Annotated in this window: 30 protein-coding genes; 23 read left to right on the top strand and 7 right to left on the bottom strand. The window is 70.2% G+C overall.

Features of this window, described 5'->3' with window-relative positions; translation table 11 throughout:
* Positions 1-37: 37 nt before the first annotated feature.
* Both ASL10_RS08025 and ASL10_RS08020 read right to left on the bottom strand, forming a co-directional pair.
* The gene (locus tag ASL10_RS08025) at positions 38-619 is read right to left on the bottom strand and encodes a histidine phosphatase family protein (RefSeq protein WP_056046205.1); all 582 of its coding nucleotides are present in this window, start codon (positions 617-619) and stop codon (positions 38-40) included.
* Positions 620-705: 86 nt separating this feature from the next.
* Positions 706-1,722 (bottom strand): TerC family protein, encoded by a 1,017-nt coding sequence (locus ASL10_RS08020; protein WP_056046204.1) that lies wholly within the window; start codon positions 1,720-1,722, stop codon positions 706-708.
* A gap of 197 nt (positions 1,723-1,919) precedes the next feature.
* Here ASL10_RS08020 and ftsY point away from each other — a divergent pair, with 197 nt between their 5' ends.
* On the top strand, positions 1,920-2,801 hold the full coding sequence (gene ftsY, locus ASL10_RS08015; RefSeq protein ID WP_369794381.1) for a signal recognition particle-docking protein FtsY: 882 nt from the start codon (positions 1,920-1,922) through the stop codon (positions 2,799-2,801).
* Positions 2,802-2,821: 20 nt separating this feature from the next.
* On the opposite strand, the gene lipA is transcribed toward ftsY, so the two are convergent.
* Positions 2,822-3,808 (bottom strand): lipoyl synthase, encoded by a 987-nt coding sequence (lipA, locus tag ASL10_RS08010; protein ID WP_056046201.1) that lies wholly within the window; start codon positions 3,806-3,808, stop codon positions 2,822-2,824.
* Positions 3,805-4,488, bottom strand: coding sequence for a lipoyl(octanoyl) transferase LipB (gene lipB / locus ASL10_RS08005; RefSeq protein ID WP_056046200.1), 684 nt, complete (start codon positions 4,486-4,488; stop codon positions 3,805-3,807). The genes lipA and lipB overlap by 4 nt, the downstream gene beginning before the upstream one ends.
* A gap of 104 nt (positions 4,489-4,592) precedes the next feature.
* Between lipB and ffh the strand changes: the two genes are divergently transcribed.
* A complete protein-coding gene (gene ffh / locus ASL10_RS08000) occupies positions 4,593-6,164 on the top strand; it encodes a signal recognition particle protein (RefSeq protein ID WP_056046198.1) in 1,572 nt (523 codons plus the stop codon).
* 91 nt (positions 6,165-6,255) lie between these two features.
* Here ffh and ASL10_RS07995 read toward each other — a convergent pair whose 3' ends face one another.
* A complete protein-coding gene (locus ASL10_RS07995; RefSeq protein ID WP_056046196.1) occupies positions 6,256-7,401 on the bottom strand; it encodes a glutamate--cysteine ligase in 1,146 nt (381 codons plus the stop codon).
* Positions 7,402-7,704: 303 nt separating this feature from the next.
* Here ASL10_RS07995 and rpsP point away from each other — a divergent pair, with 303 nt between their 5' ends.
* The 4 genes from rpsP to trmD are packed head-to-tail and all read left to right on the top strand — an operon-like array spanning position 7,705 to position 9,709.
* Entirely contained in the window at positions 7,705-8,121 is a 417-nt protein-coding gene (rpsP, locus tag ASL10_RS07990) for a 30S ribosomal protein S16 (protein ID WP_056046194.1), read from the top strand.
* Positions 8,122-8,124: 3 nt separating this feature from the next.
* Positions 8,125-8,361 (top strand): RNA-binding protein, encoded by a 237-nt coding sequence (locus tag ASL10_RS07985; RefSeq protein ID WP_043596309.1) that lies wholly within the window; start codon positions 8,125-8,127, stop codon positions 8,359-8,361.
* Between the two features lie 4 nt (positions 8,362-8,365).
* Positions 8,366-9,013 (top strand): ribosome maturation factor RimM, encoded by a 648-nt coding sequence (rimM, locus tag ASL10_RS07980; protein ID WP_056046192.1) that lies wholly within the window; start codon positions 8,366-8,368, stop codon positions 9,011-9,013.
* Between the two features lie 3 nt (positions 9,014-9,016).
* Positions 9,017-9,709 carry a tRNA (guanosine(37)-N1)-methyltransferase TrmD gene (trmD, locus tag ASL10_RS07975; RefSeq protein WP_056046189.1) on the top strand — a complete coding sequence of 231 codons (693 nt, stop codon included), beginning with the start codon at positions 9,017-9,019 and terminating at the stop codon, positions 9,707-9,709.
* Between the two features lie 76 nt (positions 9,710-9,785).
* On the opposite strand, the gene map is transcribed toward trmD, so the two are convergent.
* Positions 9,786-10,556, bottom strand: coding sequence for a type I methionyl aminopeptidase (gene map, locus ASL10_RS07970; protein WP_056046188.1), 771 nt, complete (start codon positions 10,554-10,556; stop codon positions 9,786-9,788).
* A 38-nt stretch (positions 10,557-10,594) separates the two neighbouring features.
* Here map and ASL10_RS07965 point away from each other — a divergent pair, with 38 nt between their 5' ends.
* From ASL10_RS07965 to ASL10_RS07925, 9 genes are all read left to right on the top strand, one after another.
* Positions 10,595-11,164, top strand: coding sequence for a hypothetical protein (locus tag ASL10_RS07965; RefSeq protein ID WP_056046186.1), 570 nt, complete (start codon positions 10,595-10,597; stop codon positions 11,162-11,164).
* A gap of 160 nt (positions 11,165-11,324) precedes the next feature.
* Positions 11,325-11,672, top strand: coding sequence for a 50S ribosomal protein L19 (gene rplS / locus ASL10_RS07960; protein WP_043596315.1), 348 nt, complete (start codon positions 11,325-11,327; stop codon positions 11,670-11,672).
* A 67-nt stretch (positions 11,673-11,739) separates the two neighbouring features.
* A complete protein-coding gene (gene lepB, locus ASL10_RS07955; RefSeq protein ID WP_056046184.1) occupies positions 11,740-12,489 on the top strand; it encodes a signal peptidase I in 750 nt (249 codons plus the stop codon).
* The gene (locus ASL10_RS07950; RefSeq protein ID WP_056046182.1) at positions 12,486-13,124 is read left to right on the top strand and encodes a ribonuclease HII; all 639 of its coding nucleotides are present in this window, start codon (positions 12,486-12,488) and stop codon (positions 13,122-13,124) included. Before lepB ends, ASL10_RS07950 begins: the two co-directional genes overlap by 4 nt.
* 73 nt (positions 13,125-13,197) lie before the next feature.
* Complete coding sequence (locus ASL10_RS07945; protein ID WP_056046179.1) at positions 13,198-13,521, top strand: DUF2469 domain-containing protein; 324 nt, start codon at positions 13,198-13,200, stop codon at positions 13,519-13,521.
* A gap of 153 nt (positions 13,522-13,674) precedes the next feature.
* Positions 13,675-14,040: a YraN family protein gene (locus ASL10_RS07940; RefSeq protein ID WP_056046177.1), complete on the top strand. Its 366-nt coding sequence runs from the start codon at positions 13,675-13,677 to the stop codon at positions 14,038-14,040.
* Positions 14,037-15,566 carry a YifB family Mg chelatase-like AAA ATPase gene (locus ASL10_RS07935; protein WP_056046175.1) on the top strand — a complete coding sequence of 510 codons (1,530 nt, stop codon included), beginning with the start codon at positions 14,037-14,039 and terminating at the stop codon, positions 15,564-15,566. Before ASL10_RS07940 ends, ASL10_RS07935 begins: the two co-directional genes overlap by 4 nt.
* Positions 15,563-16,825: a DNA-processing protein DprA gene (gene dprA, locus ASL10_RS07930; protein WP_056046173.1), complete on the top strand. Its 1,263-nt coding sequence runs from the start codon at positions 15,563-15,565 to the stop codon at positions 16,823-16,825. Before ASL10_RS07935 ends, dprA begins: the two co-directional genes overlap by 4 nt.
* 50 nt (positions 16,826-16,875) lie before the next feature.
* Positions 16,876-17,790, top strand: coding sequence for a tyrosine recombinase XerC (locus ASL10_RS07925; RefSeq protein WP_082460279.1), 915 nt, complete (start codon positions 16,876-16,878; stop codon positions 17,788-17,790).
* 103 nt (positions 17,791-17,893) lie between these two features.
* Here the strand turns inward: ASL10_RS07925 and ASL10_RS07920 are convergent, their stop codons facing one another.
* Positions 17,894-18,454, bottom strand: coding sequence for a murein hydrolase activator EnvC (locus ASL10_RS07920; protein ID WP_056046170.1), 561 nt, complete (start codon positions 18,452-18,454; stop codon positions 17,894-17,896).
* 133 nt (positions 18,455-18,587) lie between these two features.
* Between ASL10_RS07920 and ASL10_RS07915 the strand changes: the two genes are divergently transcribed.
* The 8 genes from ASL10_RS07915 to ASL10_RS07880 all read left to right on the top strand — a co-directional run bounded on the left by ASL10_RS07915 (position 18,588) and on the right by ASL10_RS07880 (position 26,218).
* On the top strand, positions 18,588-20,036 hold the full coding sequence (locus tag ASL10_RS07915) for a sugar porter family MFS transporter (protein ID WP_056046168.1): 1,449 nt from the start codon (positions 18,588-18,590) through the stop codon (positions 20,034-20,036).
* 356 nt (positions 20,037-20,392) lie between these two features.
* The gene (rpsB, locus tag ASL10_RS07910; RefSeq protein WP_056046166.1) at positions 20,393-21,340 is read left to right on the top strand and encodes a 30S ribosomal protein S2; all 948 of its coding nucleotides are present in this window, start codon (positions 20,393-20,395) and stop codon (positions 21,338-21,340) included.
* Between the two features lie 44 nt (positions 21,341-21,384).
* Entirely contained in the window at positions 21,385-22,212 is an 828-nt protein-coding gene (gene tsf, locus ASL10_RS07905) for a translation elongation factor Ts (RefSeq protein ID WP_056046164.1), read from the top strand.
* 151 nt (positions 22,213-22,363) lie between these two features.
* The gene (gene pyrH / locus ASL10_RS07900; protein WP_056046162.1) at positions 22,364-23,083 is read left to right on the top strand and encodes a UMP kinase; all 720 of its coding nucleotides are present in this window, start codon (positions 22,364-22,366) and stop codon (positions 23,081-23,083) included.
* A gap of 77 nt (positions 23,084-23,160) precedes the next feature.
* On the top strand, positions 23,161-23,679 hold the full coding sequence (gene frr / locus ASL10_RS07895) for a ribosome recycling factor (protein ID WP_054145670.1): 519 nt from the start codon (positions 23,161-23,163) through the stop codon (positions 23,677-23,679).
* Positions 23,679-24,677, top strand: coding sequence for a phosphatidate cytidylyltransferase (locus ASL10_RS07890; RefSeq protein ID WP_082460278.1), 999 nt, complete (start codon positions 23,679-23,681; stop codon positions 24,675-24,677). The genes frr and ASL10_RS07890 overlap by 1 nt, the downstream gene beginning before the upstream one ends.
* Before the next feature lie 63 nt (positions 24,678-24,740).
* On the top strand, positions 24,741-25,295 hold the full coding sequence (locus ASL10_RS07885) for a DivIVA domain-containing protein (protein WP_056047652.1): 555 nt from the start codon (positions 24,741-24,743) through the stop codon (positions 25,293-25,295).
* A gap of 302 nt (positions 25,296-25,597) precedes the next feature.
* A complete protein-coding gene (locus tag ASL10_RS07880) occupies positions 25,598-26,218 on the top strand; it encodes a lytic transglycosylase domain-containing protein (RefSeq protein WP_056046159.1) in 621 nt (206 codons plus the stop codon).
* Positions 26,219-26,236: the final 18 nt, after the last annotated feature.

Below are 26,236 nucleotides of genomic sequence, written 5' to 3'. Positions count from 1 at the left end.
CCTGCGTTCTCGTCGCGCCCCGTGGGGCACCGGGGTGTCAGTCGATCGGCGTGTCGACGACCCCGCCGTTGATGCTCAGCACGTGCCAGGCGGTGCCGTCCCACTCGACCGTGTTCGCCGCGGCGTTCTCGATGTGCGGCACCTCGCGACCGAGGATCTCGGCGAGGGTGAACCGGATGATCGTGCCGTGGCAGACGACGACGATGTGGGCGTCGTCACCGTCGAGGGGCAGCCGCGTGTCGCGGATCATCTCGAGGGCGCCGAGGCCGCGGGCCGCGACCGACTCCCGCGGTTCGATGTCGGGGTAGTCCGCGTTCGGCTGGTCGGGGATCGGCGACTCGGGGGTGCGGCCCTCGTGCGACGCGTAGTCGCGCTCGATCAGTTCGTCGTAGGCGTCACCCAGCTCGATGCCCAGTTCGGCGGCGATGATCTCCGCGGTCTCGCGGGCACGCCCGAGCGGCGACGACACGATGGCGCTCCACTCGACGCCGGCCAGCAGGCGAGCCGCCTCGAGGGCCTGGCCGCGGCCCGTGTCGTTCAGGGGGATGTCCGAGGAGCCCTGGAGCTTGTCGGCGAGGTTCCAGTCGGTCTGACCGTGGCGGATGAGTTCGAGGCGCATCGGGGTGTTCCGTTCCGTGGTGCGGCCGCGGGGGTGCCGCGGGGAGTGGCGACGGGCGGCCCCGGTGGGGACCGCCCGTCGGGGGATCAGTGGTCGTCGTCGGTGCTCGCCGTGACGCCGGCCTTCGCGCGGGCGTCCCGACGGGTCTTCGCGAGGCTGGCGACGGTCGCGACGGCGATCGTCAGCACGATGAAGCCGAGGGAGAACCAGATCGGGATCTCGGGGATCCAGGTGATCGGCTCGCCGCCGTTGATGAACGGCACCTCGTTGACGTGCAGGGCGTGGAACAGCAGCTTGACGCCGATGAAGGCGAGGATGACCGCGAGGCCCTGGGCGAGGTAGACGAGGCGCTCGAGCAGGCCCGAGATGAGGAAGTACAGCTGGCGCAGGCCGAGCAGCGAGAACGCGTTCGCCGTGAAGACGATGTAGGCCTCTTGCGTGAGGCCGAAGATGGCCGGGATCGAGTCGAGCGCGAAGAGCACGTCGGTCAGGCCGATCGCGACCATCACGAGGAAGAGCGGGGTGAAGAGGCGCTTGCCGTCGACCTTGGTGGTCAGCTTCTGGCCGTCGTAGTCCTGCGAGGTGGGGATGACGCGGCGCAGGGCGCGGATGAGCTTGCTGTCCGCCTCGTCCTTCTCGTCGTCGCCGTGGCCGCCCTTGACCTGGCTGTAGGCGAGCCAGAAGAGCAGGATGCCGAAGAGGTAGAAGACCCACGAGAAGTTCTCGATGATCACGACGCCCGCCGCGATGAACAGACCACGCGACAGCAGGGCGATGGCGATGCCGACGAGCAGCACCTTCTGCTGGTAGATGCGGGGCACCGCGAAGCTCGTCATGATGATGAGGAAGACGAACAGGTTGTCGACCGAGAGGGCCTTCTCGGTGATGTAGCCGGCGAAGTACTCGCCACCGAAGGTCCAGTTCGAGAAGACGCCGACCCCGACGCCGAACAGGACGGCGATGCCGATGTAGACGCCCGACCAGATGGCCGATTCGCGGATGGTCGGCTCGTGCGGCGTGCGCACGTGACTGAAGAAGTCGAAGAACAGCAGGCCGATGATGCCGGCGATGGTGATCGCCCAGGTCAAGAAGTGGACGTCCATGTGTGTACCTCCAGTACGCAGCGGGTACCGAAGGTCTCCTCCACTCGCGACGCGTCCTGATCAGGACGGCTGCGAACCGGTGCACCGGGTCGAGATCGGTCTCTTCCGTATTGACGACGCCACCGCGTGGGAGTACTCCCCTTCAACCTGGCGAGCTTACAGCCTCTGCACGTCCGCGGTCTCGCCCGGGGCCGAATATGCTGGCCCGCATGGCTTCTCCCTGGTCCCTCTCCGGTGCCCTCCGTGGCATGTTCGCCAAGAAGACGATCGACGAGACCACGTGGGACGACCTCGAGGCCGCCTTGATCGGCGCCGACTTCGGCCCGGACGTGACCGAGCAGATCATCGACGACCTGCAGGCGAAGGTGCAGCGCTACTCGACCACCGACCCCGCCGACCTCAAGCGCATGCTGCGCGAGACCCTCGAAGAGCGCCTCTCCAAGCTCGACTCGACCCTGAAGCTCAGCGCGCGACCCGCCGTCGTGCTCATGGTCGGCGTCAACGGCGTCGGCAAGACGACCACCATCGGCAAGTTCGCCAAGTTCCTCCGCAACTACGACCGCTCGGTCGTCGTGGGCGCGGCCGACACGTTCCGGGCCGCGGCCGTCGAGCAGGTCGCGACCTGGGCCGATCGGGCGGGGGCGCGCATCGTCCGCCCGCAGCAACAGGGGCAGGACCCCGCGTCCGTGGCGTTCCAGACGGTCGAGCTCGCCATGCGCGAGGGCATCGAGATCGTCCTGATCGACACCGCCGGGCGCCTGCAGACGAAGTCGGGCCTGATGGACGAGCTCGGCAAGATCAAGCGCGTCGTCGAGAAGCAGACCGAGATCGCCGAGGTGCTGCTCGTGCTCGACGCGACGACGGGTCAGAACGGCCTCGCCCAGGCGCAGGCCTTCATCGAGCACGCCGGGGTCACGGGCCTCGTGCTGACGAAGCTCGACGGTTCGGCCCGCGGCGGCTTCGTCCTCGCGGTGCAAGAACAGACGGGCATCCCGATCAAGCTGGTCGGGCAGGGCGAAGGCATCGGCGACCTCACGGGCTTCACGCCGCACGTGTTCGTCCAGAACCTCATCGCGTAGCGAGCCCCGGCGGGCACGGGTCACACGGCCTGGCGCCCGGCCCCGGCCTCGAGCAGGTGTCGCAGGGCCTCGGGCGCGACCTCGCCCCGCGCCTCGGTCGCCCTCGCCCAGAGGCGGCCCGCCCGGTACGACGAGCGCACGAGCGGCCCGGCCAGCACGCCGCTGAACCCCATGTCCTCCGCGATCTCCCGGAAGTCGACGAACTCGTCCGGGTGCACCCATCGCGCCACCGGCAGGTGTCGCGGGCTGGGACGCAGGTACTGGGTCAGCGTGATGACGTCGGTGTGCGCCTCCCTCAGGCGCTCGAGGGCGTCGATCACCTCGTCGCGATCCTCGCCCATGCCGAGGATGAGGTTCGACTTGGTGACTAGGCCGGCGTCGTGCCCCTGCCGGATGACGTCGAGCGACCGCTCGAAGGTGAACGCGGGGCGGATGCGCTTGAAGATGCGCGGCACGGTCTCGACGTTGTGGGCGAAGACCTCGGGACGGGCGTCGAAGACCTGCGCGAGCAGGTCGGGGCGACCGTTGAAGTCGGGGACGAGGATCTCGACCCCCGTGCCCGGGTTCAGCTCGTGGATGCGACGGATGGTCTCGGCGTAGAGCCACGCGCCTCCGTCGTCGAGGTCGTCGCGCGCGACGCCTGTCACGGTCGCGTAGCGCAGCCCCATCTCGCGCACCGACTCGGCGACCGAGAGGGGCTCGCGGCGGTCGATCGGGCTCGGCCTGCCCGTGTCGATCTGACAGAAGTCGCAGCGCCGCGTGCACTGCGAGCCGCCGATCAGGAACGTGGCCTCGCGGTCCTCCCAGCACTCGAAGATGTTCGGGCAGCCGGCCTCCTGGCAGACCGTGTGCAGCTTCTTGTCGACCACGAGCTCGGTCAGGGCGCGGTACTCGGGGCCCTGCCTCGCGGTCGTCCTGATCCAGGTCGGCTTCTTCTCGATCGGGGTCTCGGCGTTGCGGGCCTCGACGCGCAGCAGGCGTCGTCCCTCGGGGGCGGTCGTCGTCATCGGTGGGCTCCCACGGGGTCGGGTCGGGCCGGCACGCGGCCGGCGGTCTCGAGGCTGGTCAGGTAGGCGGTCAGGGAGGTCTCGAGGGCGTCCGCGACGTCGGTCACGGCCACGCGCCTCCCGGAGGCGCGGGTCAGGCTGGTCACGCCGGCGTCGGTGATGCCGCAGGGCACGATCCCGGCGTACGACGACAGGTCGGCGTCGCAGTTGAGGGCGACGCCGTGCATCGTCACTCCCTCGGCGACCCGCACGCCGACCGCCGCGACCTTCTCGTCGCCGAGCGGTCCGCGCACCCAGGCGCCGCTGCGCCCCTCGACGCGGACGGCCGACACCCCGACGCCCGAGCACACGGCGATCAGGCACGCCTCGAGCGCCCGGACGTGGGCGACGACGTCCAGCGGTTCGGGCAGGCGCACGATCGGGTACGCCACGAGCTGGCCGGGGCCGTGCCACGTGATGCGTCCGCCGCGGTCCACCCGGGTCACGGGGGAGCCGTCGCGCGGCAGGTCGGCGGGCTGCGTCCGCGTGCCCGCCGTGTACACCGACGGGTGCTGGCAGAGGACGAGGGCCGAGTCCAGCCGGCCGGCCACGACGTCGGCGTGCAGCTCGCGCTGCAGGCGCAGGCCCTCGTCGTAGTCGAGTGGCGGGCCCGTGAGGCCCGTGCGTCGCGTCGTGGTCACACGCCGAGGCTAAGCCCATTGATGCACTCGGTACAACAACGACGGACCGAGGAGGCGCGGCCACGCAGCACAGGAGGCCGACGGTCGGTTAAGATGGGCGCACCATGGCCACTTTTGGAACCCTCTCCGACCGCCTCGCGGAAACGTTCAAGAACCTCCGCAACAAGGGCAAGCTGAGCCCCGCCGACGTCGACGGCACCGTGCGTGAGATCCGTCGTGCCCTGCTCGACGCCGACGTCGCGTTCGACGTCGTCAAGGCCTTCACGAACACGGTCCGCGACCGCGCCCTCGGCGACGAGGTCAGCAAGGCCCTGAACCCGGCGCAGCAGGTCGTCCAGATCGTCAACGAAGAACTGGTGCAGATCCTCGGTGGTCAGCAGCGCCGGCTCGAGTTCGCGAAGAACCCGCCGACCGTGATCATGCTCGCGGGCCTCCAGGGTGCCGGCAAGACGACCCTCGCGGGCAAGCTGGCCAAGTGGCTCGCGAAGGACGGCCACACGCCCATGCTCGTGGCGGCCGACCTCCAGCGCCCCAACGCGGTGACGCAGCTGCAGGTCGTCGGTGAGCAGGCCGGTGCCCACGTCTTCGCGCCCGAGCCGGGCAACGGCGTCGGCGACCCCGTCAAAGTCGCGAAGCAGGCCATCAAGTACGCCCGCGACAAGCAGTACGACACCGTCATCGTCGACACGGCCGGCCGTCTCGGCGTCGACGCCGAGCTCATGAAGCAGGCCGCGAACATCCGCAAGGCGGTCGATCCCGACGAGGTGCTCTTCGTCATCGACGCGATGATCGGTCAGGACGCCGTCGCGACCGCCAAGGCCTTCCAAGACGGGGTGGACTTCACCGGCGTCGTGCTCTCCAAGCTCGACGGAGACGCCCGCGGTGGTGCCGCACTCAGCGTGGCCTCGGTCACCGGCCGCCCCATCATGTTCGCCTCGACGGGCGAGTCGCTCGACGACTTCGAGCCGTTCCACCCCGACCGCATGGCGAGCCGCATCCTCGACCTCGGCGACATCCTCTCGCTCATCGAGCAGGCCCAGCAGGCCTTCGACGAAGAAGAGGCGATGGCGGTCGCGCAGAAGATCGCGACCGACTCCTTCACGCTCGACGACTTCCTCACGCAGATGCAGCAGCTGCGCAAGATGGGTTCGATCAAGGGCATGCTCGGGATGCTGCCGGGTGCCAAGGGCATGCGCGAGCAACTCGAGAACTTCGACGAACGCGAGATCGTCCGCACCGAGGCGATCATCCAGTCGATGACCAAGCAAGAGCGAGCGATGCCCAAGCTGCTCAACGGCTCGCGTCGCCTCCGCATCGCCCGCGGTTCGGGCATGACGGTCACCGACGTCAACCAGCTCGTCCAGCGCTTCGAGCAGGCGTCGAAGATGATGAAGACCGTCGCCAAGGGCGGCGTGCCCCAGGTGCCCGGCATGGGGCCGATCCCCGGGGCCTCGTACGCCGGCAAGAAGGCGCAGCCCAAGAAGAAGGGCTCAAAGGCCGGCAACCCGGCCAAGCGTGCCGCACAGAACGCCGCCCTCACCACGAGTGCCAGGTCGGCGTCCTCGGCTCCGGGCGGCTCGGGCTTCGGGCTCGGCGGCGGCGGGGCCGCCGCGGGTGGCGCGGCGCCCTCACCCGAAGAACTCGCGTCGCTGCAGAAGATGCTCGGACGCGGCTGAGCCGACCCGCGCCTCCTGACGGCCCTCGACGCCCGCCCCGCCTGCTGCGGGGCGGGCGTCGTCGTGTGCCCGCCGCACCGCAGGCGGCTGGTCACTCGGCTGCGGACAGCCCTTCGTCGAACTCGCGGACCAGCGACGCCACGACGGGGCGCAGGTCGCCCCCGTGCGCGGCGGCGACGGTGAGCTGACGTTGGTAGCTGGCCCCGCGGTCGGTGATCGTCGCGAGCGAGTGCAGTTCGTCGAGGCAGCCGAGGCGTTCGGCCGCCGGCTCGAGCGACGTCACGAGTTCGCGCAGGTCGTCCGTCACCAGTCGTTCGTCGCCGGCCGCGTTCTGGATCACGATGGCGTCCATGCCGTAGCGGGCGGCGCGCCACTTGTTCTCACGGACGAACCACGTGTGCATGCTCGTCAGGGTCTCGCCGCGGTCGAGCCGCTCGGACATGTCGTCGACGAGGCACTGCACCAGTGCCGTCACGGCGGCGAGCTCGTCGGTCGTCGCGATGCCGTCGAAGACGCGCGTCTCGAGGGTGCCCCACTTCGGTGAGGGGCGGAGGTCCCAGCGCAACTCGCTGTGGTCGTCGATCACGCCGGTGTGGGTCATGTCGGCGACCATGGCCTCGTACTCGGACCAGGTCGCGAACTGGGGCGGCAAGCCCGCCGTCGGGAGCTGCTGGAACATCAGGGCGCGGTTCGAGGCGTACCCGGTCTCCTCGCCCACCCAGAACGGGCTGGACGCCGTCAGCGCCTGGAAGTGCGGCAGGTAGGTGAGCATGCCGTTGAGGATCGGCAGCACCTTGTCCTGGTCGTCGATGCCGACGTGGACGTGGACGCCCCAGATCATCATCTGGCGGCCCCACCACCGCGTCCGGTCGATCAGGGTGGCGTAACGCTCCTTGTCGGGCGTCACCTCCTGGTCGGCGTAGCGGCTGTAGGGATGCGTCCCGGCGCACATGAGGTCGGCGCCGAGCACGGAGGCCGGGCCCCGGACCAGGTCGATCGTGCCCCTGAGGTCGTCGACGGCGTCGGCGACCCGACGGTGCACGCCCGTGACGACCTCGACCGTGTTGGTGAGCAGTTCGGTGGTCAACCGTTCCGGACCGCCGTCGTTGACGTGGGCCAGGTCGGCGAGGATCGCCGGGGCGTGCGGCGCCAGTTCTCCCGACTCGTGGTCGACGAGGGCGAGCTCCCACTCGACGCCGAGGGTCGACCGCTCTGAGGTCGTGAAATCGATGCGCATCCGCGTGGCCTTCCCATGGGCGTCAGGGCGGTTCCATCCTGCCAGTCGGGTGCCGGTCGGGGCCGTCCGGCGGGCCGGCCTGCGCCGCCCGTGACGTCCGGTGACGCCGAGGAGGCGCGGTGCCGGACACGACGGGACGCAATTCGTGCAGATGGCCTTTCGTCTGCAACAATGGGAGGTCGAGTCTTCTGTCGTCCGACCCTCTAATCAGACGACGTTCGACTCCCATCAGAGCTTTCGAGCCGAGTGTGCCCCCACGCTCACGGCTGGCAACTCGCCCACATCACATCACACAGGAGAATTGTGGCTGTCAAGATCCGTCTCAAGCGCATGGGCAAGATCCGCGCCCCCTACTACCGCATCGTCGTTGCCGACTCGCGCACCAAGCGTGACGGTCGCGTCATCGAAGAGATCGGCAAGTACCACCCCACCGAGGAGCCCTCGTTCATCGAGGTCGAGTCCGAGCGTGCGCAGTACTGGCTCGGCGTCGGCGCTCAGCCGACCGAGCAGGTCGCCGCTCTGCTGAAGCTCACGGGCGACTGGGGCAAGTTCAAGGGCGACGCCGACGCCGTCAGCACCGTCAAGACCAAGGCTCCGAAAGAGGCCTTCGTCGCCGACGAGAAGAAGAAGCCGGTCCTCGTGCCCAAGACCGAGAAGCCCGCGGCCAAGGCCGAGGCTCCCGCCGAGTCCGGCGACGACGCCGAGACCACCGAGGCGTAGTCGGTGCTCGCACCTGCACTCGAACACCTCGTCCGGGGGATCGTCGATCACCCGGACGAGGTGCAGGTCGTGGAGAAGAACTCCCCACGAGGCGACGTCCTCGAGGTGCACGTCCACGCGGACGACCTCGGTCGCGTCATCGGCCGTGCCGGTCGCACCGCCAAGGCCCTCCGGACCCTGATCACCGCGCTGGCCGACGGCAAGCGGGTCCGGGTCGACGTCGTCGACGGCGATCTCTAGACCCGTGCCGTCCGACCGCAAGACCGAACTCCGGGTGGGGCGCCTGACCAAGGCCCACGGCCTCAAGGGCGCCCTCAAGCTCGAACTCTTCACCGACACCCCCGAGCAGCGCTTCGTGCCGGGTGCCGTGTTCCGCCTCCAGGTGCCCGCCGACAGCGCCTGGCACGACAAGACCCTCACCCTCACCGAGCTGCGCTGGTACAACAGCCACCCGGTGGGCTTCTTCGACGGGGTCGACGACCGCACGGCGGCCGAGTCGCTCGTCAAGGCGATCCTCTGGGTCGACCAGGACGCCGACGAGCTGCCCCACGAGGACGACGCCTGGTACGACCACCAGTTGGTCGGCCTCCGCGTCGAGCGTGACGGCGTCGTCGTGGGCACCGTGGCCCGGGTCGACCACCTGCCGGCCCAAGACCTGCTCGCGGTCGACACCGCGTCGGGCGAAGTCCTCGTCCCGTTTGTATCGGCCCTCGTGCCGAAGGTCGACGTCGAGGGCGGCGTGGTCGTCGTGACCCCGCCGCAGGGGCTCTTCGAAGAGCTGGCCGACGACACCGACGACGAGCCGGCCTCCGACGACGTCGACCAGTCGGCCGCCGACGGTGTCGACGAGCCGGCCTCCGACGGCGAGTCCGCTCCCGACGACGAGCGCTGACCCGTGCGCATCGACATCGTGTCGATCTTCCCCGAGTTCTTCGGGGTGCTCGACATCTCGCTGCTCGGCAAGGCGCGGCAGCAGAAGCTGCTCGACGTCGAGGTGCACGACCTGCGTGACTTCACGCACGACCGGCACCGCACCGTCGACGACACCCCCTACGGTGGCGGGGCAGGCATGGTCATGCGGCCCGAGCCCTGGGGCGAGGCGCTCGACCATGTCTTCGGCGAGACGTCCACGCCCGACGACACGATCATGATCGTTCCGTCGCCGGCCGGCACGCCCTTCACCCAGGCCACGGCTCGCGAGCTCGCGTTCGCTCCGCACCTGGTCTTCACCTGCGGCCGGTACGAGGGCATCGACCAGCGCGTCGTCGAGCACGCCGCAAGCCGGGCGACGGTGCGCGAGATCAGCTTGGGCGACTACGTGCTGAACGGTGGCGAGGTCGCCGTCACGGCGATGATCGAGGCCATCGGTCGTCTCGTCCCGGGCGTCGTGGGCAACCCCGAGAGCCTCACCGAAGAGAGCCACGAAGACGGCCTGCTCGAGTACCCCAGCTACACCAAGCCGGCGTCCTGGCGGGGTCTCGACGTGCCTCCGGTGCTGCTGAGCGGCAACCACGCGGCGATCGCGACCTGGCGTCGCGAGCAGCAGCTCGAGCGCACCCGCCGGGTACGGCCCGACCTGCTCGACTGATCGGGCCGAGCCTGCGCGGTCCGGGCGTCCCGGCCCGACCCGCCGGGGAGGGTCCGCCGGGGACGGCCCGTCCGGGTCACCCGCGCGCGGTGAGCACGAGCGGCCCGTCCTCGGTGACGGCGACGGTGTGCTCGACGTGTGCGGCCCGCGAGCCGTCGACGCTGCGGAGCGTCCAGCCGTCGGCGTCGGTCACGATCGCGTCCGTGCCGCGCATCAGCCACGGCTCGATCGCGACGACGAGGCCCGGTCGGACGGGCCACCCGCGCCCCGCGCGCCCGTCGTTCGGCACGTGGGGGTCGCCGTGCATGGTGCGTCCGACCCCGTGGCCGCCGAACTGCAGGTTGACGCCGTAACCCGCCCCGCGAGCGACCTGTCCGATCGCAGCCGAGACGTCGCCGAGCTTGGCGCCCGGCCTCAAGGCCGCGATGCCGGCGTCGAGGGCCACCTCGCAGGTCTCGATCAGGCGGAGGTCCTCGGGCGACGCCCGCTCGCCGACGACGAACGACACGGCCGAGTCGGCGACCCAACCGTCCACCGAGGCGGCGAAGTCGAGGCTGAGCAGGTCTCCGTCGCGCAGGCGGTAGCGATGCGGCAGGCCGTGCAGGGCCGCGTCGTTGACCGACGTGCAGATGACCTTGCCGAACGGGCTCGCCCCGAACGACGGGTGGTAGTCGACGTAGCAGCTCTCGGCCCCCGCCTCGCGGATCATGCGGTGCGCGAGCGCGTCGAGGTCGAGCAGGTCGACGCCGGGTCGCGCGGCCGCACGGGTTGCCTCGAGCACGCAGGCGACGAAGGCTCCGGCGGGTCGCATGCGTTCGATCTCGTCGGGGGTGCGCAGTTCGATCATGCAGCCATTCTTCACGAAGCCCTCGTAGCCTCGACCGCATGACGACGCGCAGGATCTTCTACCGCCTCCTCTGGGTGGCCGTCTTCGTGCTGCCGCTCTGGGTGCTGCTGGGTCGGGCGTTCTTCGGCGTCCCGCTGGGCCTGCAGTTCGTCGGCCAGTTGCTGCTCGTTCCCCTGCTCTTCGTCGGGCAGGCGGTGGCCACCGGCGTGGTGGTGGGCCGCCGCAGCGTCCGGCGGGCGAAGGCCGTGTCGTGGGCCGACGCGGGTCTGCTCGCCCTGTCCTGGCTCGGCCAGCTCGGCCTGGGGTTCTTCATCGTCGACAGCTCCGCCGAGTCCGCGTCCGCGTCGGCCTTCACGCAGGTCGCCGGCGGGGTCTCGTCCCTCGACCTCTCGACCGCCCTGTTCGCCCTCTGCGCCGTCGTGACGATCGCGGCGGGCGTGGGCCTGTTCGCCTGCGCCCTCTGGCAGTTCGTGAAGGAGGCGCGGGCCCGCATGGCGACGTCGCTCGCCGATCTCGAGCGGGTCGCGTCGGGCACCGGGGCCGCCGCGGGGCGTCGGCCCGGCTACGGCGACGACGGCCCCGTCATCACCATCACGCCGCGAGGCTGACACGGGTGCCCGCGCTGTGGCACAATAGGCGCTTGTGCCTGCGCACGACTCTGCCACAGGGGAGTCTGCCGATCCAGAGCACACCTTCTTCATCATGACGGGCGCGTGACGCGCCCCAGACACGCAGTCGACCTGTGGCGGTTGCAGAGAGCGAACGACAATGCACATCCTCGACGCGGTTGACTCCGCCAACCTCCGCTCGGACGTCCCCGACTTCCGCGCCGGCGACACCGTCAAGGTGCACGTCAACATCATCGAAGGCACGCGCTCGCGCGTCCAGGTCTTCCAGGGTGTCGTCATCGGCAAGCAGAACGAGGGCATCCGCGAGACCTTCACGGTCCGCAAGGTGAGCTTCCAGGTCGGCGTCGAGCGCACCTTCCCGGTGCACTCCCCGGTCATCGACCACATCGAGGTCGTCAGCCGCGGTGCCGTCCGTCGCGCCAAGCTCTACTACCTGCGCGAACTGCGTGGCAAGAAGGCCAAGATCAAGGAGAAGCGCGACAACTAGTCACGCCCCTCAGCGACATCACGCGAGCTCCCCGCCATCTAAGATGGCGGGGAGCTCGGGTGGTTAAATGACGAATGACACAGTGAGGCGCGCCCTGCGTCCTCGACGCGACGACGGCGGAAAGCGCGGCATCGGCACCTTCGTGCGCGACGTGCTCGTCATCTTCCTGGCGGCCCTCCTGATCTCGTTCCTGATCAAGACGTTCCTGATCCGGTCGTTCTACATCCCCTCCGGGTCGATGGAGCAGACGCTCCAGATCAACGACCGCATCATCGTCAACGAGCTCGTACCCGACCTCGTCGACGTCAAGCGGGGCGACGTGGTCGTGTTCACCGACCCGGGCGGTTGGCTCGACGGCACGGCTCCCATCAGCACGACCACCGGCAACCCGGTGTCCGACGGCTTCTCGTGGTTCCTCACGCTGGTCGGGCTCGGCGCACAAGACAGCAACGACCACCTGATCAAGCGGGTCATCGGCCTGCCGGGCGACACCGTCGAGTGCTGCAACGACTTCGGCCAGATGTCGGTCAACGGCGTCCCCCTCGACGAGCCCTACGTGAACCTGCCCCCGGGCGAGACCCGGGTCTCGGCCGACGACTTCTCGGTCACGGTGCCCGCCGACTCCCTCTGGGTGATGGGCGACAACCGCTACAACTCGAAGGACAGCCGGTACAACGGCGCCACTCCGAGCAAGGGGTTCGTCCCGATGAGCGACGTCGTCGGACGCGCCTTCGTCATCAGTTGGCCCACTGAGCGCTGGACGTGGCTCGGCGACTACCCCGACGTCTTCCGCGGCACCGAGCGAGAGGGCGAATGAGCCCCGTCGTCGACCCCACCCTCGACTACGAACGCGAGCTGCACGCCGCCGGCGCGACCTGGGTGATCGGCTGCGACGAGGTCGGTCGGGGCGCCATCGCCGGGCCGGTCGCGGTCGGGCTCGGGGCGGTCCACGTCGAGTGCCTCGACGTCCCCGCGGGTCTGCGCGACTCGAAGCTCCTGTCCGAGAAGCGACGCGAGGCCCTCTACCCGCTGGCGACGTCGTGGGTGTCCCATCACGCGGTGGGCTTCGCCGAAGCGCACGAGGTCGACCGGCTGGGCATCGTCGTCGCCCTCGGGCTCGCCGGCAAGCGTGCCCTCACGGCGCTGCACCACGCCGGTGTCGGCATCATGCAGTCCGTGGTGGTGCTCGACGGCAACCACGACTACCTGTCACCCCAGCTCGCCACCCCTCCGCGCATCACGACCAGGGTCAAGGCCGACCGCGACTGCGCGTCGGTGGCGGCGGCGTCGATCATCGCCAAGGTCGAACGCGACCGGCTGATGATCGAGGCCGACGGCGTCCACCCGGGCTACGCCTGGGCCGGCAACAAGGGCTACGGCTCGTCGGCGCACTACGGGGCCCTGTCCGAATTGGGTCCGTCGCCGCTGCACCGCCTCACCTGGCTGCACTGACCTCGAGCGCCTACGCCGGCAGCAGAGGGACGACGGCGTCCGCTGCCCCGAGGGCCGCGTAAGCTCGACTCCGATGGACGAGGACGATTTCGAAGACTACGACCGCGAGGTCGAGCTCGCGCTCTACCGCGAGTACCGCGACGTGGTGTCGCAGTTCCGCTACGTGGTCGAGACCGAGCGGCGTTTCTACCTGGCCAACGAGGTCGACCTGGTCCGGCGTGACACCGAGCACGACTTCTACTTCGAACTGTCGATGACCGACGTCTGGGTCTGGGACGTCTACCGCTCCGACCGCTTCGTCAAGTCGGTCCGGGTGCTCACCTTCAAGGACGTGAACGTCGAAGAGCTCACGAGCCGCGACCTCGAGCTCCCGAAAGAACTCGCACTCGACGAGTAGTCGTCCGTCGCCACGCGACCTCCTGGCGCGGGACTCGTCGCGTCTCGACTCGGCTCGTCCCCAGCCGCGGCCGGGTCGGTGGCGTCCCCAGCCGATGCTCCGCCGGCCCTCCGAGGGGCGCGCCTCCGCCAGCCTGCTGGCAGGAGGTCAGACATGGCGAAGAAGGACGAATTGGGTCGGCGCGGCGAAGACGTCGCGGCCGAGTACGTCGAGGCGCAGGGCATGCGGGTCGTCGAGCGCAACTGGCGGTGCCGCGAGGGCGAGATCGACGTGGTCGCCCTGGACGGCGACGAGGTGGTCGTCGTCGAGGTCAAGACGCGGTCTGGCACCGGCTACGGTCACGCGCTCGAGGCCGTGACGCCGACCAAGCTGGCCCGTCTGCGACGGCTGGCGGGGGCCTGGTGCCAGGCGCATCCCACCTCGACGCCCCGGGGGGTGCGCATCGACGTCGTGGGCATCACGGTGGAGCGGTGCGCGGGGCACGAGCGGATCGACCACGTCCGCGGGGCCGGAGCATGAGCGTGGCGCGGACGCGGGCGGTCGCCCTGCTGGGCGTCGACGGAGCCCTGGTCGAGATCGAGGCGGACATGGGTGCCGGGCTGCCGGCGTTCGTGATCATCGGACTGCCCGACACGTCGCTGGGTGAGGCCCGTGACCGCGTCCGGTCCGCAGCGACCAACTCCGGGTGCGCCTTGCCGGCGCGCAAGCTGACCGTCAACCTGTCACCGGCGTCGCTGCCCAAGCAGGGGTCGTCCTTCGACCTCGGCATCGCCATCGCGGCCCTGGCCGCAGCCGAACTCGTCCCCGCCGAGTCCGTCGAGGGCGTCGTCCACCTGGGCGAGCTCGGGCTCGACGGCCGGCTCAGGCCCGTCGACGGAGTCCTGCCCGCCGTGTTGGGTGCGCGCCGGGCAGGGGCCGCCACCGTCATGGTGCCGACCGACAACGCGGACGAGGCCGCCCTCGTCCCCGGCATCCGCGTGGTGGCCGTGCCGAGCCTGCGCGAGGCGGCGATCTGGCACGGTGCAGGGCTCGAACCCGAGCCGGTCGTGGCCATCACGCGATCGCGCACCGAACCGACGGTGCCGGCCGCACTCGACCTCGCGGACGTCATCGGCAACGTCGACGCCGTCGAGGCGCTCGTCGTCGCCGCAGCCGGCGGCCACCACCTCCTCATGGTGGGGCCGCCCGGCGCAGGCAAGAGCATGCTGGCGGCCCGTCTGCCCGGTCTGTTGCCCGACCTCGACGCCGATTCGGCCCTCGAGGTCGCGTCGATCCGTTCGTTGGCCGGGGTCGCCGTCACGGGCGATCTCGACCGGAGGCCGCCGTTCGAGGCGCCCCACCACACCTGCAGCGCGGCGGCCCTGGTCGGCGGGGGCAGCGGGGTCATCAGGCCCGGCGCCGCGTCGAGGGCGACCCGGGGCGTGCTGTTCCTCGACGAGGCGCCCGAGTTCCGACAGACGGTCCTCGACTGTCTTCGCCAGCCCCTCGAGTCGGGCGAGACCGTCGTCCACAGGTCACGGGCGGTGGCGCGTTTCCCCGCGAGGTTCCAACTGGTCGCGGCGGCGAACCCCTGTCCGTGCGGGCAATACGGCTCCCGCGACTTCGACTGCAGTTGTTCCCCGCACCAGCGGCGTCGCTACCTGGGCAAGCTCTCCGGGCCTCTCGTCGACCGCATCGACCTGCAGTTGCGGGTGGCCCGCATCAGCTCGTCGCAGTTCCGCGCATCGGCCGACGTCGTCCCGACGACGACACGCCAGGCCCGCGAACGCGTCGACCGGGCGCGCGGCCGTGCCGCCCGCCGACTCGAGGGAACACCCTGGCGGTCGTCCGGCGAGGTCCCGGGAACCTGGCTGCGTGATCCGGCGAACCGCCTGGCCGTGGCGGACTCACAGCCCGTCGACCGGGCGCTCGAGACCGGTGCCCTGACGATGAGGGGTTACGACCGCGTGCTGCGGGTCGCCTGGACCCTCGCCGACCTCGACGACGAACCCGCCCCCGTCCGCCGTCACGTGGTCCGGGCCCTGAGCATGCGGCAGTCGCTGTGAGCGACCTGCTCCGGGCGACCCCCGCCGAGCTGGCCGACCTCGTCCGGCCCCTCCTGCCCGGCGCCCACGAGTTCAGCGAGGCACAGACCCTCGAGGCGTTCGCCCTGGGCGCCTGGACAGGTGTGGTCGAACCGGGTGACGCGGTGGGTGGCGTCGTCCGGTCACTGCTCGGACCGACCGTGGGGCTCCGCCTCGTGCTCGAAGCGGCGGTCGGTCACGACGACCCCCGCGCGGGTCTGCTCGCGGGAGCCCTGATCGAGGCAGGGGCCACCCGCGACGACGTGGAGCGGCTCGACCTCGTACGGGCGCTCACGAGATGGCGGCCCCGTCTCGAGACCAGCGTGATCCTCCGGTCGTTCCGCACGGCGACCGTGGTGGGATCGAGGCTGCTCGTGCCGCGCACCCCGCTGTGGCCCGAGGCCCTCGACGACCTCGGCCATCACACTCCCGTGGCCCTCTGGGCACGAGGTCCGGCGTCCGTTCCGGCGCCGACGTCGAGCATCGCGATCGTCGGCTCGCGGGCGGCGACGGCCTACGGCGAGCAGGTGTCGGCCGAGCTCGCCGGCGGCGTGGCCGACCGGGGTCTCGCGGTCGTCTCGGGTGCCGCCTACGGCATCGACGGTGCCGCCCACCGGGCGGCCCTGGCCGCCTCGGCGACGACGGTGGCCGTCATGGCCGGGGGAGTCGACCACCTCTACCCGGCCGGTCACGACGCCCTGCTGCGACGCGTCATCGAGACGGGTCTGGTGATCTCCGAGGCTCCGTGCGGGGGCAAGCCGTCGCGGTGGCGGTTCCTGCAACGCAACAGGCTGATCGCGGCGTTGACGGCCGCGACCGTCGTGGTCGAGGCCGGCGGCCGCTCGGGGTCGCTGAACACGGCCGCCCACGCGCAGTCGCTCGGTCGTCCGGTCGGGGCCGTGCCCGGCCCGGTCACCTCGCCGTCGTCCGTCGGCTGCCACGCCCTGATCCGGTCCGGTCTGGCCGAGTGCGTGACGGGTGCCGACGAGGTCCTCGCACTCGCGGGGGTGTCGACCGACCTCGTCGTCGCCTCGTACGAGGGCCGACGGCTCGACCCCGAGACGATGCGGGTGCTGGACGCGCTCAGCACGACGGCGACCCGGGAGACCGACGAACTGGCCGTCGCAAGCGGGCTGTCGCTCGAGACGGTCCGCGACGTGCTCGCCGAGCTCGACCTGTCGGGTGCGGCCCGGCGCTCCGGCTCGGGGTGGCGACGAGTGAGGGGGCGCCGCGATGGTTAGCCTGTCGGCATGCACGAGCCGGGATCGAGACGCGAGGGGCGGGCGCTGCCGTGACGCGCCTCCTGGGCGAGGTCGAACGGTTCGCCGACCACCTGCACGACGGCCGGGGGCTCAGCGACCACACGGTGCGGTCGTACGCGGCCGACCTCGACTCCCTCGTCGCCTTCGCCGAGAACCGGCTCGGTCGCCCGGGTGAGGTGGGCGACCTCGACCTCGACCTGCTTCGCGACTGGCTCTGGCAGGGCACGCAGGCCGGGCTCGCCCGGGCCACCCTCGCCCGGCGGTCGGCGAGCGTCCGGGCCTTCACCCGGTGGCTCGACGAGACCGACCGCACACCGGTCGACGTCGGTGCCCGACTGCGTGCGCCGAAGCCCGAGAGTCGCCTGCCGCGCGTCCTCACGCGCGAGCAGGTCGACGGCCTGCTGGCCTCCCTCGCCGTCCGGGCGGACACGGGCGACCCCAGGGCACGCCGGGACCTCGCGGTCGTCGAACTGCTCTACGGCGCGGGCCTGCGCGTGTCGGAGCTCGTCGGGGCGGACCTCGGCGACGTGGACCTCGAACGGCTGACCGTGCGGGTGACCGGCAAGGGGGCGAAGCAGCGCGTCGTGCCGTTCGGGGTGCCGGCGGCCGAGGCCCTGGGGCGGTACGTCGACCTCGCCCGCCCGACGCTCGTCACCCCGGTCACGGACGGCGCCTTCTTCGTGGGGTCGACCGGGGGGCGGCTCGGCACGAGGGCCGTCTACCGACTGGTCGCCGGGCTGCTCGCAGACCTCCCGGGCGGCGGGCCGGCGGGGCCACACGCGTTGAGGCACACGGCCGCCACCCATCTGCTCGACGGAGGGGCCGACCTCCGGGCCGTCCAGGAGCTGCTCGGTCATGCGAGCCTCGGCACCACGCAGATCTACACGCACGTCTCGACCGACCGCCTGCGCGACAGCTACCGGTCGGCACACCCGCGCGCCTGACGACGCTCCACCCGACGACGCCCACGACGCCCGAGGACCCTCCGAGCACCCGACCGTGCTGCGGTCGTCGACCCGGCGGGTGCCGGCCGGTGCCGGGCGGTGTTCAGCGGGGCGTCGTCGGCAGCAACACCGACGGCTCGATCCCGCCCAGGAACACCAGGGGCGAGACGTACTCGCCGTCGATCCGCGCCCCCAGGTGCAGGCACGGTCGGTCGGCGCAGTGCCCTCGCTCGAGCACACCGACGGTCTGCCCCCGCGTGACGGCGTCGCCCTTCGAGACACCGGCCACCACCGGTTCGAAGCTGCTCAGCACCCCGCCCGGGTGGGCGATCGACAGGACCGGCCGGTCCACCACGACCCCGGCGAAGTGCACGACGCCGTCGTCCGGGGCCGTCACGACCGAGCTCTCGACCGTCCCGACGTCAATGCCGCGGTGCCCCGGCGACCACGGGTTCGGCGGCCCGACGAAGGGCCGGACCACCGGATGGGGCGAGGCGACCGGCCAGGCCCACACCGCGCCTCCTGCGCTCGCTGCCCGGGGATTCGCTGTCCGGGGGTTCGCGACCGCGGGCGTGACCGAGAGCGACCCGGCGAGGACCGTGACGAGGGCCGCCGTCGTGAGGGTGACGAGAAGCCGCGTCGTCGGCCGCAGGTGAGAGCGCATACCGGCACCTTGCCGGTTGCGCAAGCTTTCTCGGCGAGGCGTAAGGTTCACCCGTGCACGAACACCCCGTGCACATCGTTTGTGGGGGAGTCGTGGCCACGAGCCCTGCTCCTCGAGCCGTGAAGGAGTACAGGTGTCGAACACCACTGCAACGACGAAGAGCTTGAACAGGCGGGTGACCGCGCTGGCCGTGGCGGCGGCCATCGGCGGGTTCCTGTTCGGTTTCGACTCGTCCGTCATCAACGGCGCGGTCCAGTCGATCACCGACGAGTTCGGTCTCACCGAGTTCGCCTCGGGCTTCGCGGTCGCCTCGGCCCTGATCGGTTGTGCCATCGGTGCCTACGTCGCCGGCCGCCTCGCCGACAAGATGGGTCGCATCAAGGTGATGCTGATCGGTGCCGGTCTGTTCCTGATCAGCTCGATCGGTGCGGCCGCGGCCTTCGCCGTCTGGGACCTCGTCCTCTGGCGCGTCATCGGCGGCCTCGGCATCGGCATCGCGTCGGTCATCGCGCCCGCCTACATCAGCGAGGTGTCGCCCAAGGCGATCCGCGGTCGCCTGGCGTCGTTCCAGCAACTCGCCATCACCCTCGGCATCTTCGCCGCCCTGCTGTCGGACCAGCTCTTCGCGGTCACGGCGGGTGGCGCATCCGAGCCGTCGCTCTTCGGCCTCGCCGCGTGGCGCTGGATGTTCCTGGTAGGAATCGTCCCGTCGGTCGTCTACGGAATCCTGGCCTGGCGTCTGCCCGAGTCGCCGCGGTACCTCGCCGGTGACGGACGCGAGGCCGAGGCCAAGAAGGTCCTCCAGACGATCGTCCCGGCAGAGACGGTCGAGACGAGCCTGAAGGAGATCACGGACTCGATCCGCACCGAGGCAGAGCTCGAGAAGAAATCGTCGATCCGCGGCACCCGCTTCGGCCTCCAGCCCATCGTCTGGGTCGGGATCATCCTCGCCGTGCTGCAGCAGTTCGTCGGCATCAACGTGATCTTCTACTACTCGACCACCCTCTGGCAGGCCGTCGGCTTCCAGGAAGAGGACTCGTTCCTCATCTCGACCATCACCGCGGTCGTCAACGTCGCGGTCACGTTCATCGCGATCGGGCTCGTCGACAAGGTCGGCCGTCGGCCCATGCTGCTCACCGGCTCCATCGGCATGTTCGTCAGCCTCGCCGTCACCGCCCTGGCCTTCAGCCAGGCGACCACCTCGGCGAGCGGCGACCCGTCGCTGCCCGGCGCCTGGGGCCCCGTGGCCCTCGTCGCGGCCAACCTCTTCGTCGTGTCGTTCGGTGCCACGTGGGGCCCGCTCATGTGGGTGCTGCTCGGCGAGATGTTCCCCAACAGCATCCGTGCCACGGCACTCGGCGTGGGCAGCATGGCCAACTGGATCGCCAACTTCATCGTGACGGTGTCGTTCCCCACCCTCGCCGCACTCAGCCTCACGCTGTCGTACGGCATCTTCGCGTTCTTTGCGCTCGTGTCGTTCTTCTTCGTGCTGGCGAAGATCCCCGAGACGAAGGGGCGCTCGCTCGAGGAGATGGGCACCTCGGCCGTCCAGGCCGATGCGGGGCGGTCGGCGAAGGCCTGAGCCCGACACGATCCACGAACGTCCCGTCCAGATCCTGGGCGGGACGTTCGTGCACGTCGGGGTCCCCGCCCGGGGTCGACCTCCACCTCACCGGGCCCGTGGTGGTGCTAACATGAGCGATGCAGCCTGCTCAGCAGGCTGACTTCGCGTGCCCTGTGCGTCCCCGGACGCACCGACGTCGAGGCGACCTGGTCGCCTCGCGCCGCTCCCGGCCTCCACGTCCATTCGGTCCGAACCGCCTCACGGTGGGCTCGGCGGACGTGTGCCCGGGCACCAGGCAGTGGCGACCGACCGGTCGCCCGACAACCGACAAGCAGGCACACCCGCGGGTGTGCCCAGAAACAAGGAGAACGACCATGGCCGTCGTCACCATCCGCCAGCTGCTCGACAGCGGCGTCCACTTCGGACACCAGACCCGCCGCTGGAACCCGAAGGTGAAGCGCTTCATCCTCGCCGAGCGCTCGGGCATCCACATCATCGACCTGCAGCAGTCGCTCGGCTACATCGACAAGGCGTACGACTTCGTCAAGGAGACCGTCGCACACGGCGGCACCATCCTCTTCGTCGGCACGAAGAAGCAGGCCCAGGGCTCCATCGCCGAGCAGGCGAACCGCGTCGGCCAGCCCTTCGTCAACCAGCGCTGGCTCGGTGGCCTCCTGACCAACTTCCAGACGGTCTCGAAGCGCCTCGCCCGCATGAAAGAGCTCGAGGACATCGACTTCGACGACACCACGCAGGGCTTCACCAAGAAAGAACTGCTGATCAAGAAGCGTGAGCTCGACAAGCTCCACAAGACGCTCGGCGGAATCCGCAACCTCACCAAGACGCCGTCCGCCCTCTGGGTCGTCGACACCAAGAAAGAGCACCTCGCGATCGACGAGGCCAAGAAGCTGGGCATCCCGGTCATCGGCATCCTCGACACGAACTGCGACCCCGACGAGATCAACTTCCCGATCCCGGGCAACGACGACGCCATCCGTTCCGTCGGCCTGCTGACGCGCATCGTCGCCGACGCTGCCGCCGAGGGTCTGGTGCAGCGTCACCAGAAGCCCGAGGACGCCGACCAGCCCGTCGAGCCCATGGCCGAATGGGAGGCCGAGCTGCTCGCGCAGGGCGAGGCCAAGGCCGCCGACGCCGCCGCCGAGGCACCTGCTGCCGAGGCCCCCGTGGCCGAGGCCCCCGTCGAGGAGAACGACGCCGACGCGCAGGTCGCCGCGAAGCCCCTGGGCGAGCCGGTCGTCGAGCCCGTCGCCGAGGCGACCGAGGCCACCGCGGCCGAGCCGGCCGACGCCGACTCGAAGTAGTCCTCTCCTTCACCCTTCCGACTCCACGAAAGGAAGTCAGACACATGGCCAACTACACCATCGCTGACGTCAAGATCCTCCGTGACCGCCTCGGCGCGGGCATGGTCGACAGCAAGAACGCCCTCGAAGAAGCCGACGGCGACATCGAGAAGGCCGTCGAGATCCTCCGCGTCAAGGGACTGAAGGGCGTCGCCAAGCGCGAGGGCCGTCAGACCACCGCGGGTCTCGTCGCCGCCAAGCCCGGTTCGGGGTACGCCACGCTGATCGAGCTCGCCAGCGAGACCGACTTCGTCGCGAAGAACGAGAAGTTCGTCGCCCTGGCCGACCAGGTCCTCGAGGCGGTGCACGCGGGCGGAGCCTCCAGTGCCGCCGAGGGCAACGCCGCCGCGATCGGCGGCCAGACCGTCGAGGCCTTCGTCAACGACGAGGCCGCGCTCATGGGCGAGAAGGTCGAACTGCGCACCGTCAACCGCATCGAGGGCGAGCAGTTCGCCATCTACCTGCACAAGACCTCGAAGGACCTGCCCCCGCAGGTCGGCGTGGTCGTGGGCTACACGGGTGACGACGCCGAGACCGCTCGGTCGATCGCTCAGCACATCGCCTTCGCCGCGCCGACGTACCTGTCGCGCGACGACGTGCCGACCGAGCAGGTCGACAAGGAGCGAGCCATCGTCGAGGAGACCGCGAAGAACGAGGGCAAGCCGGAAGCGGCCCTGCCCAAGATCATCGAGGGACGCCTCACCGGCTTCTTCAAGGAGATCGCCCTGCTCGACCAGGCCTACGCGAAGGACAACAAGTTGTCCGTCGCCAAGGTGGTCGCCGAGGCCGGACTGACGATCACGGGCTTCGCCCGCATCAAGGTCGGCGCCTAGACAGCACCGTGACGGGGTCCGAGACGAACGTGTCTCGGACCCCGTTCCCATGCCCGGCCGAGGTGACGACGTCGGGTGCATCATCGGCGACGGACGGCGACCAGCCCGAACTCGCTAACCTGGCTACGGCCACGACGAGACGGAGACTCGCATGACATCGGAAACGACCGGACGACGACGCGTCCTGCTGAAGCTCTCGGGTGAGGCCTTCGGCGGCGGCCAGCTCGGCGTGAACCCCGACGTGGTCGGCTCCATCGCCCGTGAGATCGCCGACGCGGCGACCGACGTCGAGATCGCCATCGTGGTAGGTGGCGGCAACTTCTTCCGCGGTGCCGAACTCAGTCAGCGCGGCATGGACCGGGGCCGGGCCGACTACATGGGCATGCTGGGCACCGTCATGAACGCCCTCGCCCTCCAGGACTTCCTCGAGCAGGCCGGCGCTGCCACCCGCGTCCAGTCCGCCATCGCGATGACCCAGGTCGCCGAGCCGTACATCCCCCGTCGCGCCGAGCGGCACCTCGAGAAGGGGCGCGTCGTCATCTTCGGTGCCGGCGCCGGCCTGCCGTACTTCTCGACCGACACCGTCTCGGCCCAGCGAGCCCTCGAGATCGGGGCCTCCGAGGTGCTCGTCGCCAAGAACGGCGTGGACGGCGTCTACTCGGCCGACCCCCGGCACGACCCGTCGGCGGTCAAGCTCGACCAGCTCACGTACCAAGAGGCGCTGATGCAGGGGCTCAAGGTCGTCGACTCGACCGCCTTCAGTCTCTGCATGGACAACGGCATGCCCATGCACGTGTTCGGCATGGAAGGCGAGGGCAACATCGCCCGCGCCATCCGCGGCGAACGCATCGGAACAATCGTCAGCAACTAGACGACTAAACTCGACCGCGAACCGAACAAGGAGCACCAGTGGCGATCAACGACGTACTCACCGAGACGCGCGAGAAGATGGACAAGGCGCTCGACGCCGCCAAGAACGACTTCGGGACGGTGCGCACCGGCCGCATCAACCCCGCTCTGTTCCAGAAGATCCCGATCGACTACTACGGGACCCCGACCCCGCTGGCCCAGCTCGCCTCGCTGCAGGTGCCCGAGGCGCGCACCATGATCGTCACCCCCTACGACAAGACGGCCCTCAAAGAGATCGAGAAGGCCATCGCGACCTTCCCGAACCTCGGGGCCAACCCGACGAACGACGGCACGATCGTCCGAGTCACCATCCCCGAGCTGACGCAAGAGCGTCGCAAAGAGTTCGTCAAGCTCGTGCGCAGCAAGGGCGAGGACGCCAAGGTGCAGGTGCGCAACGTCCGTCGCAAGTCGAAAGAGGCGCTCGACGCCCAGAAGACCGAGGTCGGCGACGACGAGGTCGCTCGTGCCGAGAAAGAGCTCGAGTCGATCACCAAGGGGTACATCGACTCCATCGACGACGCGTTGAAGAAGAAAGAAGCGGAGCTGCTCGAGGTCTGATGAGACAGCGACCCGACGGCGCCGGCCCCGACGACTCGTCACCGGCTCAGAAGAGCACTCTCGGTAGTCGCCGGGCCGACTTCGACGCTCGAGCGCAAGCGGCCCGCCACGACATCGAGAGCCAACTGCGGGCAGGCAAGGCGCGCCTCGACTCGCGCAACGAGAAGTTGACGGCGCGCACCGGTCGCAACCTTCCGGCCGCCATCGCCGTGGGTGTCCTGCTCGGGGCCGCGGTCTTGTTGAGCCTGATCTTCGTCAAGGCGTTCTTCATCATCGTGGCGGCGGCCCTGATCGGTTCGTTGTGCTTCGAACTCGCCAGTGCCCTGCGCTTCGCCGGGCGCGACGTGCCCCGCCTCCCGAGCGTCCTCGCCGGCGTGGCCGTGGTCCCCGCGGCCTTCTACGGCGGAGCCGGCGGCCAGTGGGCCGCTCTGGTGGGCGGCATCGTCGTCGTCTCCGTGTGGCGCCTCGTCGAGACGGCCCGTCCGTCGCACCGAGCCGGCGCCTCCGCGCTGGGTCGTGATCTCGGTGCCGGTGCGTTCGTCCAGATCTACTGCTCGTTCCTCGGCAGCTTCATGGCCCTCATGGCTGCTCGACCCGACGGCCAGTGGTGGACCCTGTCGGCTCTCATCGTCGTGATCGCGGTCGACACCGGTGCCTACGCGACCGGCCTGAACTTCGGCAAGCACCCGATGGCGCCCCGCATCAGTCCCAAGAAGACCTGGGAGGGCTTCGCCGGTTCGGTGGCCGCCAGCCTCATCGCGGCCGTGCTGTTGTCGGTCTTCCTGCTCGACGAGCCGTGGTGGTTCGGTCTCGTCTTCGGTGGCGTCATCATCGTGACCGCCACCATCGGCGATCTGTCCGAATCCCTCATCAAGCGCGACCTGGGCATCAAAGACATCAGCACCTGGCTTCCCGGACACGGCGGGTTCCTCGACCGGCTCGACAGCACGTTGCCCTCGGCCGCCGCGGCCTACGCCCTGTACCTCCTCTTCGCGTGACGCCCGTCCGCCGGTACTGACCGGCCGCGCGTCCAGCGGCTTGCCATCGGCCCATGCGGCATGATGGTGGCCGTGAGCAGCACATTCCCGATCGTTCCCAAGGGCAAGCGGGGTTACGACGTCGACGAGGTCGACGCGTTCCTGGTCGAGGCCCGGAAGGCCTACGCCGGCGAGACCGGCCTCGGCATCGACTCCGCCCGCATCCGACGCACGGCCTTCGGGTTGACCAAGAACGGGTACTCGACGGCACACGTCGACGCCGCGCTCGAACGTCTCGAGGACGCCTTCGCCAGTCGGGAGCGCGAACGGGCCGTCTCGTCGGGCGCCGAGTCGACCTGGTTCTCGACCGCGCGCTCCGGGGCGGAAGACATCGTGGCCCGTCTCGAGCGACCGCAGGGCCACCGCTTCGACAGGGTGGGCATCCTCACGACCGGCTACCACCCGCGAGACGTCGACCGCCTCACCCGGCGGCTGCACGGCTACTTCACCGACGGCCGCCCCCTCAGCATCGACGACGTCCGGGCTTCGGTCTTCCGGGCGAAGCGCGGCGGTTACCGCGAGAGCCAGGTCGACCTGGTGCTCGACACGGTGGTCGACGTCATGCTGGCCGTCCGCTGACGGTCACGGCCGGGCCTCTCCTCTTCCCCCGAGCCTCCGACACGCTGACGGGTCGTCCCTGGCCCTCCGGCGTCCCATCGGTTACCCTGGACGGACTCATGGGCAGGCACGCAGCGAATCCGACCCCCGGTCCCTCTCGACGAGAGCACCCGGCCGCGGTCGAACGACCCTCGACCCGCCGGCGCATCCGCGTGCCGGCCTCGCAGAGCGTCGTGCGACGCCCCGCAGCCGGCTCCCTCGCGTTCACCGGTCCCGTCCGCGATGCCGTACCGGCCGCTCGTCGAACCGGATTCCCTCGACGGGTGGCAATTCCCCTCGTCGGTTTCTGTGCGTCGTTCGCCTTCGTGTCGGCCTCGCTCGTCAACCCCTTGGCCGGTGCCGAGGCCGCGACGACCGTTCCGGGCGCTGCGTCGGTGCTGACGGCCCCCGGTCAGACCCTCACGGTCGCCGGTGCCGCCGTGACCGTCGCCGACCGGGACGCCTACGGCGTGACCGAGTACGTGCCGCCGCCGCCCCCGCCCGTCGTGGTGGCCGAGACCGAGAAGCCCGCGGCCCCGTCGGGTGCGACGTCCGGCTCTGCCAAGAAGTCGTCGTCTGCTCCCGTGGCGGGTACCCCTGACCCGGGCAGCGCGAAGGCCGTCGCCGCCGAACTCGTGGCCGCTCGCGGCTGGGGCTCCGACCAGTACGACTGCCTGGTGTCGCTGTGGCAGAAAGAGTCCAGCTGGAACGTCTACGCGTCCAACCGGTCGAGTGGTGCCTACGGCATTCCCCAGGCCCTGCCGGGTAGCAAGATGGGCTCCGTCGGTGCCGACTGGCAGACCAATCCCGCCACGCAGATCACGTGGGGGCTGAACTACATCGGCGGCCGCTACGGCAACCCCTGCGGTGCTTGGGCCCATTCCGTCGCCAACAACTGGTACTGATCCGTCGCACGGCCCTCG

It is taken from the genome of Frigoribacterium sp. Leaf8 (assembly GCF_001421165.1).
GTDB lineage: Bacteria > Actinomycetota > Actinomycetes > Actinomycetales > Microbacteriaceae > Frigoribacterium.
The sequence above is the reverse complement of the archived record's forward strand: the minus strand, read 5'-3'. Positions and strand labels throughout refer to the sequence as shown.

What these genes read in the sequence shown, in the direction of transcription:
- ASL10_RS08025 (WP_056046205.1), bottom strand. Translation starts at nt 619, where the DNA reads ATGCGCCTCGAACTCATCCGCCACGGTCAGACCGACTGGAACCTCGCC.
- ASL10_RS08020 (WP_056046204.1), bottom strand. Translation starts at nt 1,722, where the DNA reads ATGGACGTCCACTTCTTGACCTGGGCGATCACCATCGCCGGCATCATC.
- ftsY (WP_369794381.1), top strand. Translation starts at nt 1,920, where the DNA reads ATGCTGGCCCGCATGGCTTCTCCCTGGTCCCTCTCCGGTGCCCTCCGT.
- lipA (WP_056046201.1), bottom strand. Translation starts at nt 3,808, where the DNA reads ATGACGACGACCGCCCCCGAGGGACGACGCCTGCTGCGCGTCGAGGCC.
- ffh (WP_056046198.1), top strand. Translation starts at nt 4,593, where the DNA reads ATGGCCACTTTTGGAACCCTCTCCGACCGCCTCGCGGAAACGTTCAAG.
- ASL10_RS07995 (WP_056046196.1), bottom strand. Translation starts at nt 7,401, where the DNA reads ATGCGCATCGATTTCACGACCTCAGAGCGGTCGACCCTCGGCGTCGAG.
- map (WP_056046188.1), bottom strand. Translation starts at nt 10,556, where the DNA reads ATGATCGAACTGCGCACCCCCGACGAGATCGAACGCATGCGACCCGCC.
- ASL10_RS07965 (WP_056046186.1), top strand. Translation starts at nt 10,595, where the DNA reads ATGACGACGCGCAGGATCTTCTACCGCCTCCTCTGGGTGGCCGTCTTC.
- rplS (WP_043596315.1), top strand. Translation starts at nt 11,325, where the DNA reads ATGCACATCCTCGACGCGGTTGACTCCGCCAACCTCCGCTCGGACGTC.
- lepB (WP_056046184.1), top strand. Translation starts at nt 11,740, where the DNA reads ATGACGAATGACACAGTGAGGCGCGCCCTGCGTCCTCGACGCGACGAC.
- ASL10_RS07950 (WP_056046182.1), top strand. Translation starts at nt 12,486, where the DNA reads ATGAGCCCCGTCGTCGACCCCACCCTCGACTACGAACGCGAGCTGCAC.
- ASL10_RS07945 (WP_056046179.1), top strand. Translation starts at nt 13,198, where the DNA reads ATGGACGAGGACGATTTCGAAGACTACGACCGCGAGGTCGAGCTCGCG.
- ASL10_RS07940 (WP_056046177.1), top strand. Translation starts at nt 13,675, where the DNA reads ATGGCGAAGAAGGACGAATTGGGTCGGCGCGGCGAAGACGTCGCGGCC.
- ASL10_RS07935 (WP_056046175.1), top strand. Translation starts at nt 14,037, where the DNA reads ATGAGCGTGGCGCGGACGCGGGCGGTCGCCCTGCTGGGCGTCGACGGA.
- ASL10_RS07920 (WP_056046170.1), bottom strand. Translation starts at nt 18,454, where the DNA reads ATGCGCTCTCACCTGCGGCCGACGACGCGGCTTCTCGTCACCCTCACG.
- rpsB (WP_056046166.1), top strand. Translation starts at nt 20,393, where the DNA reads ATGGCCGTCGTCACCATCCGCCAGCTGCTCGACAGCGGCGTCCACTTC.
- tsf (WP_056046164.1), top strand. Translation starts at nt 21,385, where the DNA reads ATGGCCAACTACACCATCGCTGACGTCAAGATCCTCCGTGACCGCCTC.
- pyrH (WP_056046162.1), top strand. Translation starts at nt 22,364, where the DNA reads ATGACATCGGAAACGACCGGACGACGACGCGTCCTGCTGAAGCTCTCG.
- frr (WP_054145670.1), top strand. Translation starts at nt 23,161, where the DNA reads ATGGACAAGGCGCTCGACGCCGCCAAGAACGACTTCGGGACGGTGCGC.
- ASL10_RS07890 (WP_082460278.1), top strand. Translation starts at nt 23,679, where the DNA reads ATGAGACAGCGACCCGACGGCGCCGGCCCCGACGACTCGTCACCGGCT.
- ASL10_RS07885 (WP_056047652.1), top strand. Translation starts at nt 24,741, where the DNA reads ATGGTGGCCGTGAGCAGCACATTCCCGATCGTTCCCAAGGGCAAGCGG.